The sequence below is a fragment of the Niabella yanshanensis genome (genome assembly GCF_034424215.1).
Taxonomy (GTDB): Bacteria; Bacteroidota; Bacteroidia; order Chitinophagales; family Chitinophagaceae; genus Niabella; species Niabella yanshanensis.
This window is the reverse complement of the sequence record NZ_CP139960.1, coordinates 5,397,022-5,412,277: the sequence shown is the minus strand read 5'-3', so window position 1 is coordinate 5,412,277 and position 15,256 is coordinate 5,397,022. Positions and strand designations below refer to the sequence as shown.

Genomic DNA, 15,256 nt, shown 5'->3' with positions numbered 1-15,256 from the left:
CAAGGCAACAATTTCTCTGTGTCCGTCAATGCAGATAGTAAAGCGGGAGGCAGATCACCTATTTAATGGACTTTCTGCGGACGGGCGGTAACTATGCCAATGAATGATACCTTCCGGGGGTTCTTACTTTGGCATATTCATTGACAAATTGGGGATCTGCTGGATGGTCAGCTTTAATGATCCTGCAAAAGCCCCAAAATTAAGATCGCATTATAGCATATAGAATATTATTCAATTAAAAACTCCGGTGTACTTACCAGTAAACCGGAGTTTCAATAAAGATATTCCTTACTCTATACCCTGTTAGCCGAGGGTTTCAGATCTGTAAGATTTGCAATTTTGATCGGCTGGCCTGTTTGTATACTTTTCCTGGCTGCCACTCCTATTAATACCGACATCACACCATCTCTTACTCCGGCCGAATGTTTTAAAGGATCGGCGGCATTGGGATTAACAAAGATCTTATCATGTAACCTCTTGTCACCCCCGCCATGTCCGCCTCGTTCGCTGGTCACGTTAATCGTCTTAAAGTTCTCCCAGTTCTTAAACAAAATAACAGGTTCCACAGCTGTATCTCCTTTAAGATTCTGGTTCATCTCGGCCGCATGTAATTCTGCCTGGCTCAGGTTCTCATTTTTGAAAAACGGTATATCAGTCCACGCTTCGATGCGCCCCTTCTGACCGTTAAATGCCAGTCGCCATCCCTCGAAGGGTGAATAAGTAGTCAGAGAATAGTTCACCACCGCTTTATTGGCATACCTGATCTGCGCCGACATCTTATCATAAATATCGATCTCGTTACGAAACAGACAGGCGTCCCTGAGATAACCGTCATATTTTTCATTGTCAACATAAAGCCGCATATCGTGATCACTCTTCGTGATATCCCAGTAATATTTACAATCTTTTTTATGATCACAGGTACGACAATTCCTGGCACGGAAAGGCCCGTTTTTACCATAGTGCTCCAACGCTCCGTACGCAAATACTTCTTCGGGGTCAGAATCCAGCCACCAGTTGAGCAAGTCAAAGTGATGCGTGGCTTTATGTACCCATAAAGAGCCTCCGCCATTCATCAGGCCATGCCATCTTCTGAAATAAGAAGCACCATGGTGGGTGTTGAGATACCAGTTGAAATCAACTGATGTTACTTCACCAATGGCGCCCTCAGCCAACAGTTCTTTTATTTTCGTAACATAAGGTCCCCAGCGATAATTAAATCCAACAATTAGCTTCTTATTGGATACACGCTCTGCAGCCAGAATCTGCTGACATTTATCTTCATCAATAGTTAACGGTTTCTCGGTTAGTACATCACAGCCATATTTTAATCCTTTGATGATATACTCGTGATGCACGGCGTCTTTTGTTGTTACAATAATCAGGTCAGGCTTCTGCTCTTTGATCATTTTATCAAAGTCGGTGAATGTGGGACAGGATGCACCCATAAACTTTTTGGCATACGCTACCCTGCCGGGATTGATATCACAAAGGCCTACGAATTCCAGTTTATCGGGATATTGTTCGATCAATCGTTTACCCCAGAAAGAGATACCTCTCACACCGGTTCCTACCAATACCAGTTTTAGTTTTTTAGTCGTGCTGAATCCGTACAGCGGACTGGTTAATGCTGTGCCCGCAGCCAGCATACTTAATGAATAAAGGAATGACCTTCGGGAATGATTTTCCATTTTTAGACAGCTTTACGTTAGAGATAATATAGTTTTCCAACATAGCCACATTCCAATTCGAACATTACCTGCTTAATATGGCAATAATACAAGAAGGTGGAAAAGCTATGTTGCTTCAATATATCACAATAAAATTCTTTACCGGTCAAACCGGTTGGGAAAATGTACGCAAACGTTCCCGAAAAGGCGGTAAACAACTTGTTTTGCTAATATGTTGGTTGAGTTGCGTACCAAAACCCCTCCCTTCCATTGCCAACAAGTATCTTATCCCCATGGGACCAAATTGCACCGCCAAACTTTGATGCTTTATTACTTAATAAAAAAAACCTCCTGAAAAGGAACAGGAGGCATCAATTATCTATGGGAGACCATATATTAGATACCGATCTTCTGCTTAATATTGGCAGGCAGCGCTTTTTTGTTCACCATTAAACCTGTCGTCTTGTATTGTACATAGGCCTTGGTTACATATAAAAACCCTTTAAAGTCATTACTTTCACCCCAGGAGTTTTTAACCAGATAGTAGTCTTTACCATGCTGATCTTTAGCCATACCAACGATATGCATACCATGATCGTCAGTCGTTCTCAGGTTTTCCAGTCCTTTTTGCCTTAATTCGGCGGTAATCTCAGGTTCTGGTTTAGGGCCGTTAAATAATTCTTTCTTTTGCTCATCGGTTAATCCACCTTTATAATTTTCCGGATTTTGAGGAACAAAAGCCACCCCGTTAGGCCAGCTGAAAAACGGCTCTGATACATCGGTACCCCATGCTACCGTATAACCTAATTTCAACGCATTGTCGATAATATTCGTGAATTCCTGAGCAGGAATATTCCAGTCCCATTGAAAAGCCCAGTTATCGGGCACCATCATCATAGCTTTCTGCCAATAAGGAGTATTGTTCTGGGAAATAAACTCAATATAATCATCAGGATTCAAACCCACTACTTCTTTTGCAAAACTTACCGGCGTATACTGCTTACCCTTATACTCGAATTGCTGAGGTACTGCCCCCAGATACTTATCCAATGAATCTTTAAATCGAGCTTTCCAGGTCAGATCCACAGTGCCTGTAGGATTCTTTACAATCGAATCGAGCATAGCCTTCAAACCGGTTTGCATGGCGTTGAAATTATTTTTGGTGGCGCCATTTACCAGGCCCGTGTAATTATCATAAGGCAGGATACCGTATTTAGCATACATATTCACTACATCATGCGGCTCGCCCCCATCACCCCAGCTTACCGCACCGTTCATTCTTACAAATTATCTGCCTTATCTATATAAGAGCATCTTGCCGTGTAGATCTTTGCAAGCGGCACTGGTGTTCTGCCGGCTTTAATCATCTCCGATTCTAAAAAGGAATTGGTAGAATAACTCCAACAGGTTCCGGATGAACCCTGGTTCTCAATCGGCGTAGTTGCCAGGTCAATCGTTCTTTTAAAAGTATAGCCAGCTTTCCCCTGCGTCTTATTGTCGCTTATCTTTTTAATAAGATCGTCCTGCGCATGCAGCAAACCTCCTACTGCCATAGACAGCGAGATCGTTAATAAAAACTTTTTTGTCATATTGTATTCTTAATGTAAAACGAAAAATTCGCATATAGCCGCATGAAAGTAGTAAAAACCAACATTCATCTGTGCAGAATTGTGATGAGCGGTCAGGTATAAAGAAAGAGGCGGGATAACCCGCCTCTGCTATAATTTGTCTATTTGTACATTTCTTCTCTTAATGCTTTTACCCGGTCATCAGCCAGGTATTCATCAAAGGTCATTAACCGGTCGATAATGCCTTTAGGTGTTAACTCGATGATCCTGTTGGCTACGGTTTGCATAAAAGTATGGTCATGGCTGGTTAACAATACCACACCACTATAAGCCGTACATTGTTCGTTGAAGCTCTGGATACTTTCCAGGTCGAGGTGGTTGGTAGGTTGATCTAATACAATCACATTCGGGTTTTGCAGCATCATTTTGCTAAGCATACATCTTACTTTCTCCCCTCCACTCAATACATTTGTTTTCTTCATTACATCTTCACCGCTGAACAGCATTTTACCTAAAAAGCCACGTAAGAATGGCTCATCCACATCTGTTACATGCGGTGGTACATACTGACGCAACCAATCCATCAGGCTTAAGCCTTCTGTAAAGAACTTACTATTTTCGATCGGCAGGTAAGCTGAAGTTACTGTTGTTCCCCACTCGTAGGAACCCGAATCAGCTTTCGCTTCACTATTTACGATTTCGAAGAATTGTGTTACAGCAAGAGGATCCTTTGAAATCAACGCGATCTTATCTCCTTTGTTAACACTAAATGTTACATCATTAAATAATACACGATCTTCTGTAGCCGCTTTCAGCTTTTCTACATTTAAGATCTGGTTTCCTACTTCACGAAGAGGCTGGAAGATAATACCCGGATATTTTCTATAGCTAGGCTCGATCTCTTCAAAATTCAGCTTCTCCAAAGCCTTTTTACGGCTGGTGGCCTGCTTGCTTTTTGAAGCGTTGGCGCTGAATCGGGCAATAAAGTCAATAAGGTCTTTACGCTTTTCTTCCATTTTCTTATTCTTATCTGCCACCTGGCGCGCCATTAATTGCGAGCTTTCATACCAGAAAGAATAGTTGCCTGTAAATACTTTGATCTTCTGCCTGTCTACATCGGCTACGTGTGTACATACCGCATCCAGGAAGTGACGGTCGTGGCTCACTACCAATACGATGTTCTCATAATCCGCCAGGAAATTCTCTAACCAACCAATGGTTTCAATATCAAGACCGTTGGTAGGCTCATCCAATAAAAGAATATCAGGATTACCAAATAAAGACTGCGCCAAAAGCACCCTAACCTTCATATTAGAAGGAATATCCTTCATTAGCATCTGGTGCATTTCATCAGTTACGCCCAGGCCATTTAAAAATGAAGCCGCATCACTCTCACTTTCATAACCGCCCATCTCACCATACTCAGCTTCCAGTTCCGAAGCTTTCATGTAATCATCTTCTGTAGCATCCGGATTCGCATAAATAGCATCCCTTTTTTGAACAGTATCCCACATTTTCTTATGCCCCATTAATACCGTATTCAAAACTGTTTGCTCGTCAAATTCAAACTGGTTTTGCTTCAATACCGCCATACGCTCGCCGGGCGTTATGGTAATAGTACCCTTATTGGGTTCTATTTCACCGCTTAATATCTTTAAAAAAGTAGATTTTCCAGCTCCGTTAGCACCAATTACACCGTAACAATTCCCCTTGGTAAAGTTTACGTTAACCTCTTCAAACAACACACGCTTACCGTAAGCGAGTTTCAAATCTTTTACACTTATCATTACTAGACAATTTTTAAGGTTGCAAAGGTAACCTAAAGTTGGGAAGGATTAAAAGTTTATCCTGCGAAAACTTGACTACCCTATAAGGGCTGTACTTTTGCAAGTAAATTCTTCACTCCAAACAAATTAAACTTCCCGACAACATCTAATACGCTTAACGCCAAACGCTTGCAATGTACAGTACATAAATTTTCTTAAAAATCTGATGAGAATGAGACCTGTATATCTATATTTGTAACAACATAACTATGAAATTAATCTTACCCCTGCTTTTTTTATCTTTTGCACAGTTGTCTTTTTCTCAGTCGGTTGACCTTGCCACAGAGCGATCGATCATCAGCGAAACACTTTGCCAGTACTTAAACACGAATCCTAATTCGGCAGCGAGTTTCCTAAAGACTAACAAGGGCTATCAATTAATGAGGGAATCTTTTAAAATGGCCCTTGCTTTTGAGCCAGACTCTGTTAAACAAAAAGGGATTTATAAAGAAATGGCCAATTTTGAACACTATGTGGATTCGATTACAACACAACTTCAAAATAAAAAAATAATAGTTCAACTGGCAGATACCTTATATACCTACCAGTATGTTGCCCGAAGCCGTAACTTAAAGACCGAAAAAGACTGGCAGAACAATTATGCTAACCTGCTCGATGATTTTCAAAAAAACAACCTCCACCGTTTTGACACAATTATCGGCGAATCTTATATCGGGCTGATAAAGCAACAGATCAATTATAAAGGAGAAAGTATTCCACTGGAGTTATCTTCTTTTAACCTGGCTCACTATCAATATCAAAAAAAAGCAGCAGATTGTGAACAGAATGAGTTCTGTATACAAGCGGACAAAGTCTACCGTGCTGTTTTCAACGCGGAAGGCTCGAAAGGCTGTTACCTGTTCTCTTTTTTATGTGGGGAGAATAAAATTTGCCGGAGTTTCATTTTTATCAAAAAAGAAAACGGCCGGTGGGTCTATGTAGCCCAATACCCTTCGTGGATCATTGACGAAGCCTGATGAGAACCAGTATATACGCCTCCCCCCTTTGAAAACTATAGTAAATATAAGCAAACTATATGCTGAAGTTGAAGATATTACTAACTGTCCTGATACTGCTGGCATTCATCATACTCGTTTTTCTAATTGTTGCCATTATCAGAAAAAGTAAAGGCTCCCTCCTGGTTTCTTTAGTTGCTTTTTTTGCGCTGATTGGAACGGGATACTACACGCTTTCCTATACGGTAGACAGAGGCACAGCGGTTACTATTAACCTGGCTAAAAAGATCATCGATCCGCTCTTCCCTCCTTTTAACAGTGACCAACCCGATACAGAAGCCAACCGGAAAAATTTCAGACATTTTCTTCAAGTGGATATTACACCAGATATAACCAATATTTATTGCTTTGATGATGCGATCGGGCAGGATGCGGACTACATGTTCTCCTTTAACTGTGACACTACCACAGCGGCGGCTATCATCAAAAAACTGGATCTAAGTAAAGACAGTTTAGCCGGCAATAATCCTGAGAGCCTTCAGCATGATTTTGACTGGTGGAATAAGAAGAGAATCAATGAACTAACCGGCTACTCCCGGCACAGCAATATACAAAGCAAAAATATTCATAAGCGGTTTTGGTGCGACACCGTTGATCAAAAAGCCTATTACTTTCAATAGAGCTTGTAATTTCAACGAATTATGTAAACTGAAAAGTAAAATACCGTTTACCACAATGTTTGCAAGCAAAGCCACCCGTATGCCTTCCTTATTTCAACCCGATACATTTTTCGCAAACAGCATAAATGTAGTCATCGTTAGTAGCATCATCTTAAAATAAGTATTCCCTGGTAGCTATACAGAGCTGCCTCCGTGGCGCCGCAGATATGGCACTCCTTATAATACTGATCCAGCTTTTCCGGAGCCGGATCTGCTATCAACTCAATTATTTGTCCCTTGTTAAAGTTTTTAGGAACGATCTAAATGATATACCGGCTTTTATCTTTTGCCGGGGTAATTGGGATAGCAACGGCCTGAATAGTTTCATAGTCTGCGAGGGCGGGTATATTAAATAAGAATTATAGCAAATTCCTATCCCGGCATCATGTAATAAGTGTTACCCCGGGTTGATTTTTGAAGATAAAAGAGGCCCGTGCATCTGCCACATTGTTCTACTTATTTATCAGGAACAAAAAAGCCACCTAAGCATATTACGCTGCCTGCATTTACAATTCGCAACCAACGCGTTATAATTCGCAAAGCGCCTTAGCACATTTTACAGGATCTCCTATCGCCGACATCGTCTTCTGCTCACACTACTTAAACCGGATTTTGCTCAATTCAACCGTGTAAACCTCTTTTGCATTATACTCATCATACAGTATTTCAATGGTTTGCGGCGAAACAAACTTTATCTTTTTATCACAACCGGTAATAACAGCTTTCAATATAAACCGGAAAATACAGCTGCTTCTGCTTATCGAAACCCAGGATATTTCCCCTGAAATAAGACAGGATTTTAAAATATTCATTTTCTATTGAATCCGTAACACTGTCATGCTCCGCTGTAAGTTTAAAAATGTTGTCTTTATAATACGTACTGCAAATAGGTTCAGAAATACCCGAATGTCCGTTTGCCAGGTGATTATCCTCCCTGTTATCCTCGTTCCATTTTTGTTCATAGGTGAGAAATGCCTTGCATCTTTCTCAGCCTGTGTGGCAGGCCGGTATACCCATTTACTTTTATTGGCATACTCGAGGAGCACCGCCTTTAAACCCTGTTTTGCATCTAAAATAGGCGCCGGTTGATAATTGCCATCGATACACTCATAACAACGGATAGAAGATATGCCTTCGTACACCAACGTAAAATGTTCCAGGCTGTTTACGTCAAGCAAGATAAAATTGATGGTCTTTTCGGTAATGGCCTGGCCCTTAAACGTTTGCCTGGCTGTAAGCAGCGGGTAATGATTATTACCCGCTTTTTGTTGCTGTACACTGGCCGCGTCTATCCTGGCATATACATATTCATTTTTGAGTAAAGTATCTTTTTTTATAACCCTGTCATCGAGGTACTTGGTTGCTACAAAACAGTTAGCCTCCCCAAAAAGGATCGTGTTCCGAAGGTTCAAAAGCTGCAATCTTTATTAGTTCACCGCCTACTGTATTAAAACCATAAAATGCGGGAAAGATTCCTTCTTTTCTTTGACATCATTGCTATTACTTTCAGACGGAGCCCCTGTTAAAACCATATCTTTTTTCCACAGGTCCGGCTCTTCCTTTTCCTGCTCTTTGCACCTGCCATAAGCATGATCCATATAAAAAGCACTATCCGATAAGAAAAAAAATAGCCTGTTTCATTTATCTGATCACTTCTTTGAATCTATAAGGTTAAAGCCGGGTCATTTTTTGTAAAATCATAAAACATGGCGCATAACCACCCCCGCAATGATAAAAATATTCTGCCTTTTTCTGATGCCACAGCAAAAAAGCCTGTCCGCTGCACTTACGGCGGCGACATCAATGCTTACTAACACAAACGATAGTTTTTTATATCACAAACTTACAATAACTCACCAATTAGTGACAGATAAAAGTTGATTAACTTTAAAAAAGTATTTGTTTTCCGAATTATATTTTTATGAAAAGAAAAATTGTAGAGGGTCCTATAAGAAGTAAAGAAAAAAGCAAACAGAAGCTGCTGAACGCCGTGGGGAAACTGCTAAAAACAAAAGGATATACTGCTTTGAAAGTAAATGACATAGCGGTTACCGCCGGCCTGGATAAGAAACTGATCTATAATTATTTTGGAGGTACGGATCAATTGATTGACGAGTATATCCGTTCTCATGATTTCTGGAGTAATGTAGTTGCAGAACCGGCGGAAATAAGCGATGGCGGAGAAGCGCTCACCAAACATATGCTTATATCACAATTTGACTATATGTTTCAGAACAAGGAGTTTCAAAGAATTATTTTATGGCGCCTTTCTGAAAGCAGAAGATCACTAAAAAAATTAACCGACAAGCAGGAAGAAAACGGAGAACGGTTGTTCGAGGCCATTGTAGACCCCCATTTTGGCAAAAATGCAGCCCGTTACCGTGCTATTACTGCGTTATTAGTTTCAGGCCTCTATTATCTCAATATGTACCAGGCTGTAAATGGCAGCATATTTTGCGGCCTGGATATGAAAAGTGAAGAAGGAAGAAATGAAGTGAAGGAGGCTGTTAACTTTGTTATCGAACAGGCCTATCGGAATTTATGATTTCCGAGTTGTTAATACCTGTTCGCCAGGGCGGCTATTTGCCGCCTGCAAAACTTTTAATCTGATTGTTATAATCATCATCCGCTGGCTTTAAGCAATGATAAACTGCAATTGTTCCGGATCGCTCTGATCGGGCTTTAAACCTGCTATAAATATATTCAGCTTATTGTAAGTTACCCAGCTTTTAGAAGGATCTTTCTCCTGTATCGCTGCGTCCAGGTTTTTGATTAACTGATCATACTGTTGTTTAGACTCCCAACTAAAAGACGAGGGGAAAATCACAGTACCCGATGCTGCTGCTTCAATATTTGCTGATATCGCCAGCTCCTGCCGGGAGTTCGCCTTAGACGGTTCCTGTTTTTTTTCAGCACTCGTTGCATATACAGCCGCAACTATTAAAAGTGCCGGTATCCCTACTATTAAAATCCATTGTAGCGGCTTACGCTTGCTGCCTACCCACCTGAAGAAGCTGCAGGCAGCCAGTAGCACACCTAAAACTACCATACCAACGGCAAGGCCGGCAGGGCCAAATACTTCATAAACGGGCAACAAAATACGGGGTACATCATAGCTGAAATGTGGCGTAAAATAGGTAATCCCTTTTCCGGCTATACCGGTGCCCACTAACGCGATCGCAAGGTTTTTAACGCTTTCCAGGAAAGCCTGGCTCTTATTAGTTTCTACAGTCATTTTGATATATAATAAATATCAATGAAAATAATTATTGTAACATTAGTTTAATAAGGCCGTTTGCAATGTGGTTATAAAATTTACAATCCGTTTTGTATTACTACAGGCTCCTTCCATACGAAAGTATCTGCCGCAGACTTTATCTTATTGATCTCTTCCACATACTTTGCCGGCGTTCACTACGGCCACTATAAAAAAACGAGTTAGTTACCCGGCTTTTGCGCTACAAATTGTATAAAAGCCTCGCGTTGATCGGCAAACAAATAATGGGAGCAATTCTCAATCAGTTGAAAATAATTTTCACCAACTATATCTTTCAACTTTGAAAGTTGAGCAGCTGAGAATATGCCATCATCCTGTCCATATACTGCGTAAACAGGGATGCCTTTTTTACGTATGCTTTTCAATACCGGCTGATTATCCAGGTTATTGGCTATTTCATTTTTATAAAATTTTACAGGCGACTCTTGGTTTCTTACACTGGTTGTATAGAATACCGTTTTTTCAAACGCTTCTCTAAGGTCTTTACTTTCCTTTGTTGGAACGGGCATATTGAAAAAATTCATTTTACCGGCTATTTCATAACATCGCTTCCGGTAATCAGCAGTATTCTTGCCTAATCGTGATATAGCCAATACTTCGGCTATCCTGGTCTTGTCATTTTTAAAATGCTCGCTTGCACACTTTAGAATATGATCATAAGTTTCCTGTTGTGCAAATAAAGCACCTGCTAAAATAAAAGCATTGACTTTTTCGGGGAACTGCTGTACAAAAAGCGTTGCAATGATTCCACCAAAACTGTGAGCAAGAATTACCGCTTTCTTTAAGTGATATTGATCATATATATCTAACAAATCGCGGAAGCTTTCTTCAAAGGTCATGGTAGCGGCTTCGTCCTTTGAGCGCCCCTCCCCGCGCCTGTCGTATACGACTACATAAAATCCACGGTCGGCCAGGGCCTGTGCTGTAGTACCTTCAAAAAGATTGGAGTTACCACCAGGTCCGCCGTGTATAAAAATAACAGCAGGATTTTGCGGGTTACCATAGTCTTTTGAATAGATAACCTGCGCATTTACAGATCCATAAAGCAGCAACCATAAAGCTGCAACGAAAAATCTCATTTAATCGGATTTTAATTTTTTCGGATAGGCATTCGACTTAACAGGCCTCGCTCTCTAATCTATAGGACCTGGAAATGTCGGCCGTACTATTTTCTTTGGTTTCAGGTACTGACGAGGAATTCAAAAGCCGGCTCTGGTCAGCGCTTACTTTTTCGCCTTACTGGTTGATCATTTGGGATAACTAATAAAACGTTCTTTGCCAGGATTACAACTATCAAAAATAGAGCTTATTCACCACAAGGTGACATAGATCCATTATTTTAACGCTCCTTCAGAGTCCACAAAGAACCATTCTTCGTAGCCAGTTTCTTCAACTCTCCTGCATTGGTCAATTCTTCGAGCAGTTTTTCAGCAACAGGCCTGGCTGTTTGAGACAGTTCGGAAAACTCTTTTGCCGTAAGGGAAGGATAGGTACCGAACAATGCTGACCATTCTTTACTATAAGGCCTGGGAGTCAGACCTGGCGATAACTGCAGGATGGCATCCTGGTAGGCGCCATAAGGTTTAGAACCATATACCACCTGCCTTTGCGCCGTAGCATCGGTAAAGAACATGGTTGGAAATCCTCTCACGCCCCATTGACGGGCCAGCTTCAGGTCTTCCTCGAAAAGTATTTGAGCATTTCCCTCATAATCCTTTTTTAGTTGGGTGGTATCCAATCCTACTCTTTGTGCTGCCAGACCCAGGTTTTCCCAGGGCGTAATATTTTTCTTTTGCAAAAAGACCATTTCCCTGATGACCCGCAGGAAGGCTACGGCTTTAGCATGATCCTGCATCTGAGCTGCTTTAAAAGCGATTGATGGCGGATAAGAAGATGGCAAAGGATCCTCCAGCCATACGTCACCATCGATGGGCATGCCATAATAAATGCTTACTTCATCCCAGTGATGCGCCACATCAGAAGGCTTACTGATTCCTCCGCTATTGTAACTCCAGTCGGGCAATAAACCACCCATGCGATAATCGATTTCAATACTATCACCATATTCGAGCTTCAGTTTTCTCAATTGAGGCTCGATACCCCAGCAGGAAGAGCAGATAGGGTCGGTAAAGTAAGTGAGTTTAACCGGCTTTTCGACTGTCGAAACAGTGCCAGTTGTGCCTGAAGTGGCGGCGCTACCAGGTATTTCGCAGATGCCGGTTTCCGGATCGCATAATAGCGGATTGTTTTGTTGATGCATAGTTCTTCCTTTTTGAGAGCGGCAAGGCATATTGCCCGATGCAAGTAAAATAGTTAAAAGTAAATAAACCGGTTTCACTATTCTTAATGCCCTGTGCAATTTTTTATAAATTTGCACAAAGTTGCCAGTTATCAACCGGGTGTACAATAAGTCAGATTTTTATGACTATTCAAATGGCTATGGAAGAGAAAGAAACCTGTCCGGCACAGGCCCTGCTTAAAATGCTTTCGGGCAAATGGAAACCCGAAATATTTCGCCTTGCGATGGATCGCCCCCTTCGCTTCAGCAGCCTGCTTCGTGATATACCCGGCTCTAATAAGCAAAGTCTTGCTGTTGCGCTCAAAGATCTTGAAGGGATGGGGATATTGGAAAAAACCACTATCAAAACAAAGCCATTACATATTGAATATTGCCTCACCGAGCGAGGCCGTTTCTTTGTTCCGGTGTTGCAGCAATTAGAACACTTAGGTTAACGCAGACCAAAGCAGGATCATCCCTTTGTTCCCTTTCGTACTTTTTTCAGAGCGTCCTGGTATTTCTTCTGAACACCGCCATCTGTCTCCTTTGAGTTTAGGGACTCTATTGCAGGAAGTAATTTTATATTATATGCTGTCTTAAGTTTTAGTATTTCGGCCAATGCAAAAGCGCTGGACCAACGGACTACTGTACCGGAATGCGTGGCGTTAATGAGCAAATGATCAATAGCTTTAGATAAAGCTGTCGGAAATAACTTTGCTATATTGCCAATCACCCTGGCACTTTCCCATTTAATGCGGGGTTCATCTTCCTGTAAAGTGGCGGTCATAAAATCCAGCAGGCCTTCGTCTGCAACAGCCGGATTTTTTCGGGTTACATATTCCAATGCTTCTATACAGGTTGCTTTATCTGAGGGGTTCTGCGTTTCACTAAAAGCCAATAATTCATGAACACCTAATTCATCAGACAATATCCAATTACCTACCCGGGCCACTTTAGCTTTGGCTTTGATGGTTTTATCTTTAAACAATAGGGCTAAGTTCATCGATACTTTTATGATGCAGCTGTAGTATGGGTTAGCGTAGCATCTTCTACAGGTAGCTTTCAACAACCGTTTTAAAATCGCCAATATTAAAGGGTTTGGCTATAAAGGAATCCGCACCAGAGTCTTTCTGCCATTCATTCTCATGCGCCGACATCAACACAACAGGCACATGGCTGGTAGACGGATCACTTTTTATATGCCTGCACAAATCGATCCCATTGCCATCGGGCAACATAATATCCAGCACAATAACATTAGGTAGGTGCTTACTCATTTCGGTATTGAGCGCACCGGCAGTAGCGCACATTTTTAACTCATAAGAGTCTTCAGTTAAGATAAAACCAATCAACTCCCGGATATCGTTGTTATCTTCTACAATTAAAATTTCCTTCTTTTTCATTTTATAAGCTTGCGAATATCTTTATTGGTTGCAGGATTGCCTGGGTAGCACAAAGCTGAAAACGGAACCCTTTCCCAGTATGCTTTCCACGCTTATAGAACCTCCATGACGCTCTATAATTTCTTTGGTAATATATAAACCCATTCCTAAGCCCGGTATACTATAACCCGGGTCTACTGCCCTAAAAAACTGGCTGAACAGCTTGCCCTTTACCGCATCATCAATCCCGATGCCTTCATCTTTTATCTTTACTTCTACTGCGTCTGTTTTTCCTTCCACCGTTATATCGATGCTTCCTCCCTGTGGTGAATACTTAACAGCATTACTAACCAGATTATCTATCACCTGCTCAATTCTCAGACGATCTGCCTGCACTTCAAGTGATCCGCTATAGTTGAACCTAAAGGGATGGCTACTATTGGTTGCATATAATTCCAGACAATCTTCTACCAGCACTTTAATATCGAAGGACTCAAAATGCATGCCCAATTTCCCTGCCTGTAATTTAGAAAAGTCTACCAGGTCGTTGATAAGCATTGCCAGCTTCTCTACCTGCCTTATGCTGCGCTCTACGAAAAGTCTGCCCTTACCGTCGGCCCCGGTATGGATCTGAAGTAGTTGCAGGAAGCCTTTCAAAGAAGTTACCGGTGTTTTCAGCTCGTGCGTCGTCATGGCTATGAATTCGTCCTTTCTATCGCTCAGGGTTTTTACCTGTTGATATAAGTGCTCTAACTCTTTATGAGCCGCCACTTTTTCAGATATGTCCCTGGCTATTTTAGAAGCGCCGATAATTGTTTTGCTCTCGTTCAGGATAGGTGAAACCGTAAGAGAAATGGGAATAAAATCACCGTTCTTAGTAACCCTGATGGTTTCGAAATGAGAAACGCTATGGCCTTTTTTAATTTCACCGATAATGTAATCTTCTTCGGCAAGACGCTCATGAGGAATAATAAGAGAAATATGCCGGCCTATCGCTTCGGTCTCTGTATAACCAAACATGCGGGCTGCTGCGTTGTTCCAGCTGGTGATGATGCCATCAAGTGTTTTACTTACAATGGCGTCATCAGAATTGTTTACGATAGCAGCCAGCATTCCCTGCTTTTCAGCGGCTTCTTTCTGGCGGCTGATATCACGGGCTATTTTTGAAGCGCCGATTATGATACCCTGACTGTTTTTAATAGGTGAAATGGCCAGTGACAAAGGAATTTCCTGCCCTGACTTGGCTTTTCGGATCGTTTGAAAATGCTGAATTCGCCTTCCATTGCTGATTTCACTAATAATAAAATTTTCTTCGTGAAGACGATCCGCCGGAATGATCAATGAAATATGCTGTCCTACTGCCTCCGATTCATGGTATCCGAAAAGAACAGTTGCAGCGAGGTTCCAACTGGTTATTGTACCATCAAGGGTTTTGCTAATAATAGCATCTTCTGAATAATCAACTATTGCAGCCAATAGCGCCTGCCGCTCTTCCGCAACCCATAAAGGCATCGATTCATTCATAAGGTAAAACTAACTAAAAAACAATTAACACCGCCTACTAGTCCTGATTTACAACG

General features: G+C 41.5%; 16 protein-coding genes. 4 read left to right on the top strand and 12 right to left on the bottom strand.

The window, feature by feature from the left end; translation table 11 throughout:
• Positions 1-293: 293 nt before the first annotated feature.
• The 4 genes from U0035_RS22335 to U0035_RS22320 form a co-directional block, all read right to left on the bottom strand.
• Positions 294-1,691 (bottom strand): Gfo/Idh/MocA family protein, encoded by a 1,398-nt coding sequence (locus U0035_RS22335; protein ID WP_211316438.1) that lies wholly within the window; start codon positions 1,689-1,691, stop codon positions 294-296.
• Positions 1,692-2,066: 375 nt separating this feature from the next.
• Entirely contained in the window at positions 2,067-2,948 is an 882-nt protein-coding gene (locus tag U0035_RS22330; protein WP_245957734.1) for a C1 family peptidase, read from the bottom strand.
• Between the two features lie 2 nt (positions 2,949-2,950).
• Positions 2,951-3,259 (bottom strand): C1 family peptidase, encoded by a 309-nt coding sequence (locus U0035_RS22325; RefSeq protein ID WP_245957733.1) that lies wholly within the window; start codon positions 3,257-3,259, stop codon positions 2,951-2,953.
• A 140-nt stretch (positions 3,260-3,399) separates the two neighbouring features.
• Positions 3,400-5,025 carry an ABC-F family ATP-binding cassette domain-containing protein gene (locus U0035_RS22320; protein WP_114791175.1) on the bottom strand — a complete coding sequence of 542 codons (1,626 nt, stop codon included), beginning with the start codon at positions 5,023-5,025 and terminating at the stop codon, positions 3,400-3,402.
• Positions 5,026-5,273: 248 nt separating this feature from the next.
• Between U0035_RS22320 and U0035_RS22315 the strand changes: the two genes are divergently transcribed.
• Entirely contained in the window at positions 5,274-6,041 is a 768-nt protein-coding gene (locus tag U0035_RS22315) for a hypothetical protein (protein ID WP_114791174.1), read from the top strand.
• Positions 6,042-6,100: 59 nt separating this feature from the next.
• Entirely contained in the window at positions 6,101-6,700 is a 600-nt protein-coding gene (locus tag U0035_RS22310; protein ID WP_211316437.1) for a hypothetical protein, read from the top strand.
• Positions 6,701-7,335: 635 nt separating this feature from the next.
• Here U0035_RS22310 and U0035_RS22305 read toward each other — a convergent pair.
• Both U0035_RS22305 and U0035_RS22300 read right to left on the bottom strand, forming a co-directional pair.
• Positions 7,336-7,551, bottom strand: coding sequence for a hypothetical protein (locus U0035_RS22305; protein WP_114791173.1), 216 nt, complete (start codon positions 7,549-7,551; stop codon positions 7,336-7,338).
• Between the two features lie 3 nt (positions 7,552-7,554).
• Complete coding sequence (locus tag U0035_RS22300; protein ID WP_162817878.1) at positions 7,555-8,151, bottom strand: hypothetical protein; 597 nt, start codon at positions 8,149-8,151, stop codon at positions 7,555-7,557.
• A 509-nt stretch (positions 8,152-8,660) separates the two neighbouring features.
• Here U0035_RS22300 and U0035_RS22295 point away from each other — a divergent pair.
• Entirely contained in the window at positions 8,661-9,284 is a 624-nt protein-coding gene (locus tag U0035_RS22295) for a TetR/AcrR family transcriptional regulator (protein WP_114791171.1), read from the top strand.
• Between the two features lie 90 nt (positions 9,285-9,374).
• Here the strand turns inward: U0035_RS22295 and U0035_RS22290 are convergent, their stop codons facing one another.
• From U0035_RS22290 to U0035_RS22280, 3 genes are all read right to left on the bottom strand, one after another.
• On the bottom strand, positions 9,375-9,974 hold the full coding sequence (locus tag U0035_RS22290) for a YidH family protein (RefSeq protein ID WP_114791170.1): 600 nt from the start codon (positions 9,972-9,974) through the stop codon (positions 9,375-9,377).
• 203 nt (positions 9,975-10,177) lie between these two features.
• Positions 10,178-11,095, bottom strand: a complete 918-nt coding sequence (locus tag U0035_RS22285) for an alpha/beta fold hydrolase (protein ID WP_114791169.1) — start codon at positions 11,093-11,095, stop codon at positions 10,178-10,180.
• Positions 11,096-11,355: 260 nt separating this feature from the next.
• The gene (locus tag U0035_RS22280) at positions 11,356-12,276 is read right to left on the bottom strand and encodes a ClpXP adapter SpxH family protein (RefSeq protein ID WP_114791452.1); all 921 of its coding nucleotides are present in this window, start codon (positions 12,274-12,276) and stop codon (positions 11,356-11,358) included.
• A 161-nt stretch (positions 12,277-12,437) separates the two neighbouring features.
• Here U0035_RS22280 and U0035_RS22275 point away from each other — a divergent pair, with 161 nt between their 5' ends.
• Entirely contained in the window at positions 12,438-12,749 is a 312-nt protein-coding gene (locus U0035_RS22275; protein WP_114791168.1) for a winged helix-turn-helix transcriptional regulator, read from the top strand.
• Between the two features lie 17 nt (positions 12,750-12,766).
• On the opposite strand, the gene U0035_RS22270 is transcribed toward U0035_RS22275, so the two are convergent.
• Genes U0035_RS22270 through U0035_RS22260 form a run of 3 tightly spaced genes read right to left on the bottom strand, consistent with a single transcriptional unit; the run spans position 12,767 to position 15,200 of the window.
• Positions 12,767-13,297 carry a hypothetical protein gene (locus tag U0035_RS22270; RefSeq protein ID WP_114791167.1) on the bottom strand — a complete coding sequence of 177 codons (531 nt, stop codon included), beginning with the start codon at positions 13,295-13,297 and terminating at the stop codon, positions 12,767-12,769.
• A gap of 46 nt (positions 13,298-13,343) precedes the next feature.
• Entirely contained in the window at positions 13,344-13,697 is a 354-nt protein-coding gene (locus U0035_RS22265) for a response regulator transcription factor (RefSeq protein WP_114791166.1), read from the bottom strand.
• Positions 13,698-13,718: 21 nt separating this feature from the next.
• On the bottom strand, positions 13,719-15,200 hold the full coding sequence (locus tag U0035_RS22260; protein WP_114791165.1) for a PAS domain S-box protein: 1,482 nt from the start codon (positions 15,198-15,200) through the stop codon (positions 13,719-13,721).
• Positions 15,201-15,256 lie beyond the last annotated feature (56 nt).

Excerpts from the sequence above, each read along its gene's own strand:
- U0035_RS22305 (WP_114791173.1), bottom strand. The coding sequence starts at position 7,551 with ATGAATATTTTAAAATCCTGTCTTATTTCAGGGGAAATATCCTGGGTT.
- U0035_RS22325 (WP_245957733.1), bottom strand. The coding sequence starts at position 3,259 with ATGACAAAAAAGTTTTTATTAACGATCTCGCTGTCTATGGCAGTAGGA.
- U0035_RS22265 (WP_114791166.1), bottom strand. The coding sequence starts at position 13,697 with ATGAAAAAGAAGGAAATTTTAATTGTAGAAGATAACAACGATATCCGG.
- U0035_RS22290 (WP_114791170.1), bottom strand. The coding sequence starts at position 9,974 with ATGACTGTAGAAACTAATAAGAGCCAGGCTTTCCTGGAAAGCGTTAAA.
- U0035_RS22320 (WP_114791175.1), bottom strand. The coding sequence starts at position 5,025 with ATGATAAGTGTAAAAGATTTGAAACTCGCTTACGGTAAGCGTGTGTTG.
- U0035_RS22295 (WP_114791171.1), top strand. The coding sequence starts at position 8,661 with ATGAAAAGAAAAATTGTAGAGGGTCCTATAAGAAGTAAAGAAAAAAGC.
- U0035_RS22280 (WP_114791452.1), bottom strand. The coding sequence starts at position 12,276 with ATGCATCAACAAAACAATCCGCTATTATGCGATCCGGAAACCGGCATC.
- U0035_RS22285 (WP_114791169.1), bottom strand. The coding sequence starts at position 11,095 with ATGAGATTTTTCGTTGCAGCTTTATGGTTGCTGCTTTATGGATCTGTA.
- U0035_RS22260 (WP_114791165.1), bottom strand. The coding sequence starts at position 15,200 with ATGAATGAATCGATGCCTTTATGGGTTGCGGAAGAGCGGCAGGCGCTA.
- U0035_RS22275 (WP_114791168.1), top strand. The coding sequence starts at position 12,438 with ATGACTATTCAAATGGCTATGGAAGAGAAAGAAACCTGTCCGGCACAG.
- U0035_RS22315 (WP_114791174.1), top strand. The coding sequence starts at position 5,274 with ATGAAATTAATCTTACCCCTGCTTTTTTTATCTTTTGCACAGTTGTCT.
- U0035_RS22330 (WP_245957734.1), bottom strand. The coding sequence starts at position 2,948 with ATGAACGGTGCGGTAAGCTGGGGTGATGGGGGCGAGCCGCATGATGTA.
- U0035_RS22310 (WP_211316437.1), top strand. The coding sequence starts at position 6,101 with ATGCTGAAGTTGAAGATATTACTAACTGTCCTGATACTGCTGGCATTC.
- U0035_RS22335 (WP_211316438.1), bottom strand. The coding sequence starts at position 1,691 with ATGGAAAATCATTCCCGAAGGTCATTCCTTTATTCATTAAGTATGCTG.
- U0035_RS22270 (WP_114791167.1), bottom strand. The coding sequence starts at position 13,297 with ATGAACTTAGCCCTATTGTTTAAAGATAAAACCATCAAAGCCAAAGCT.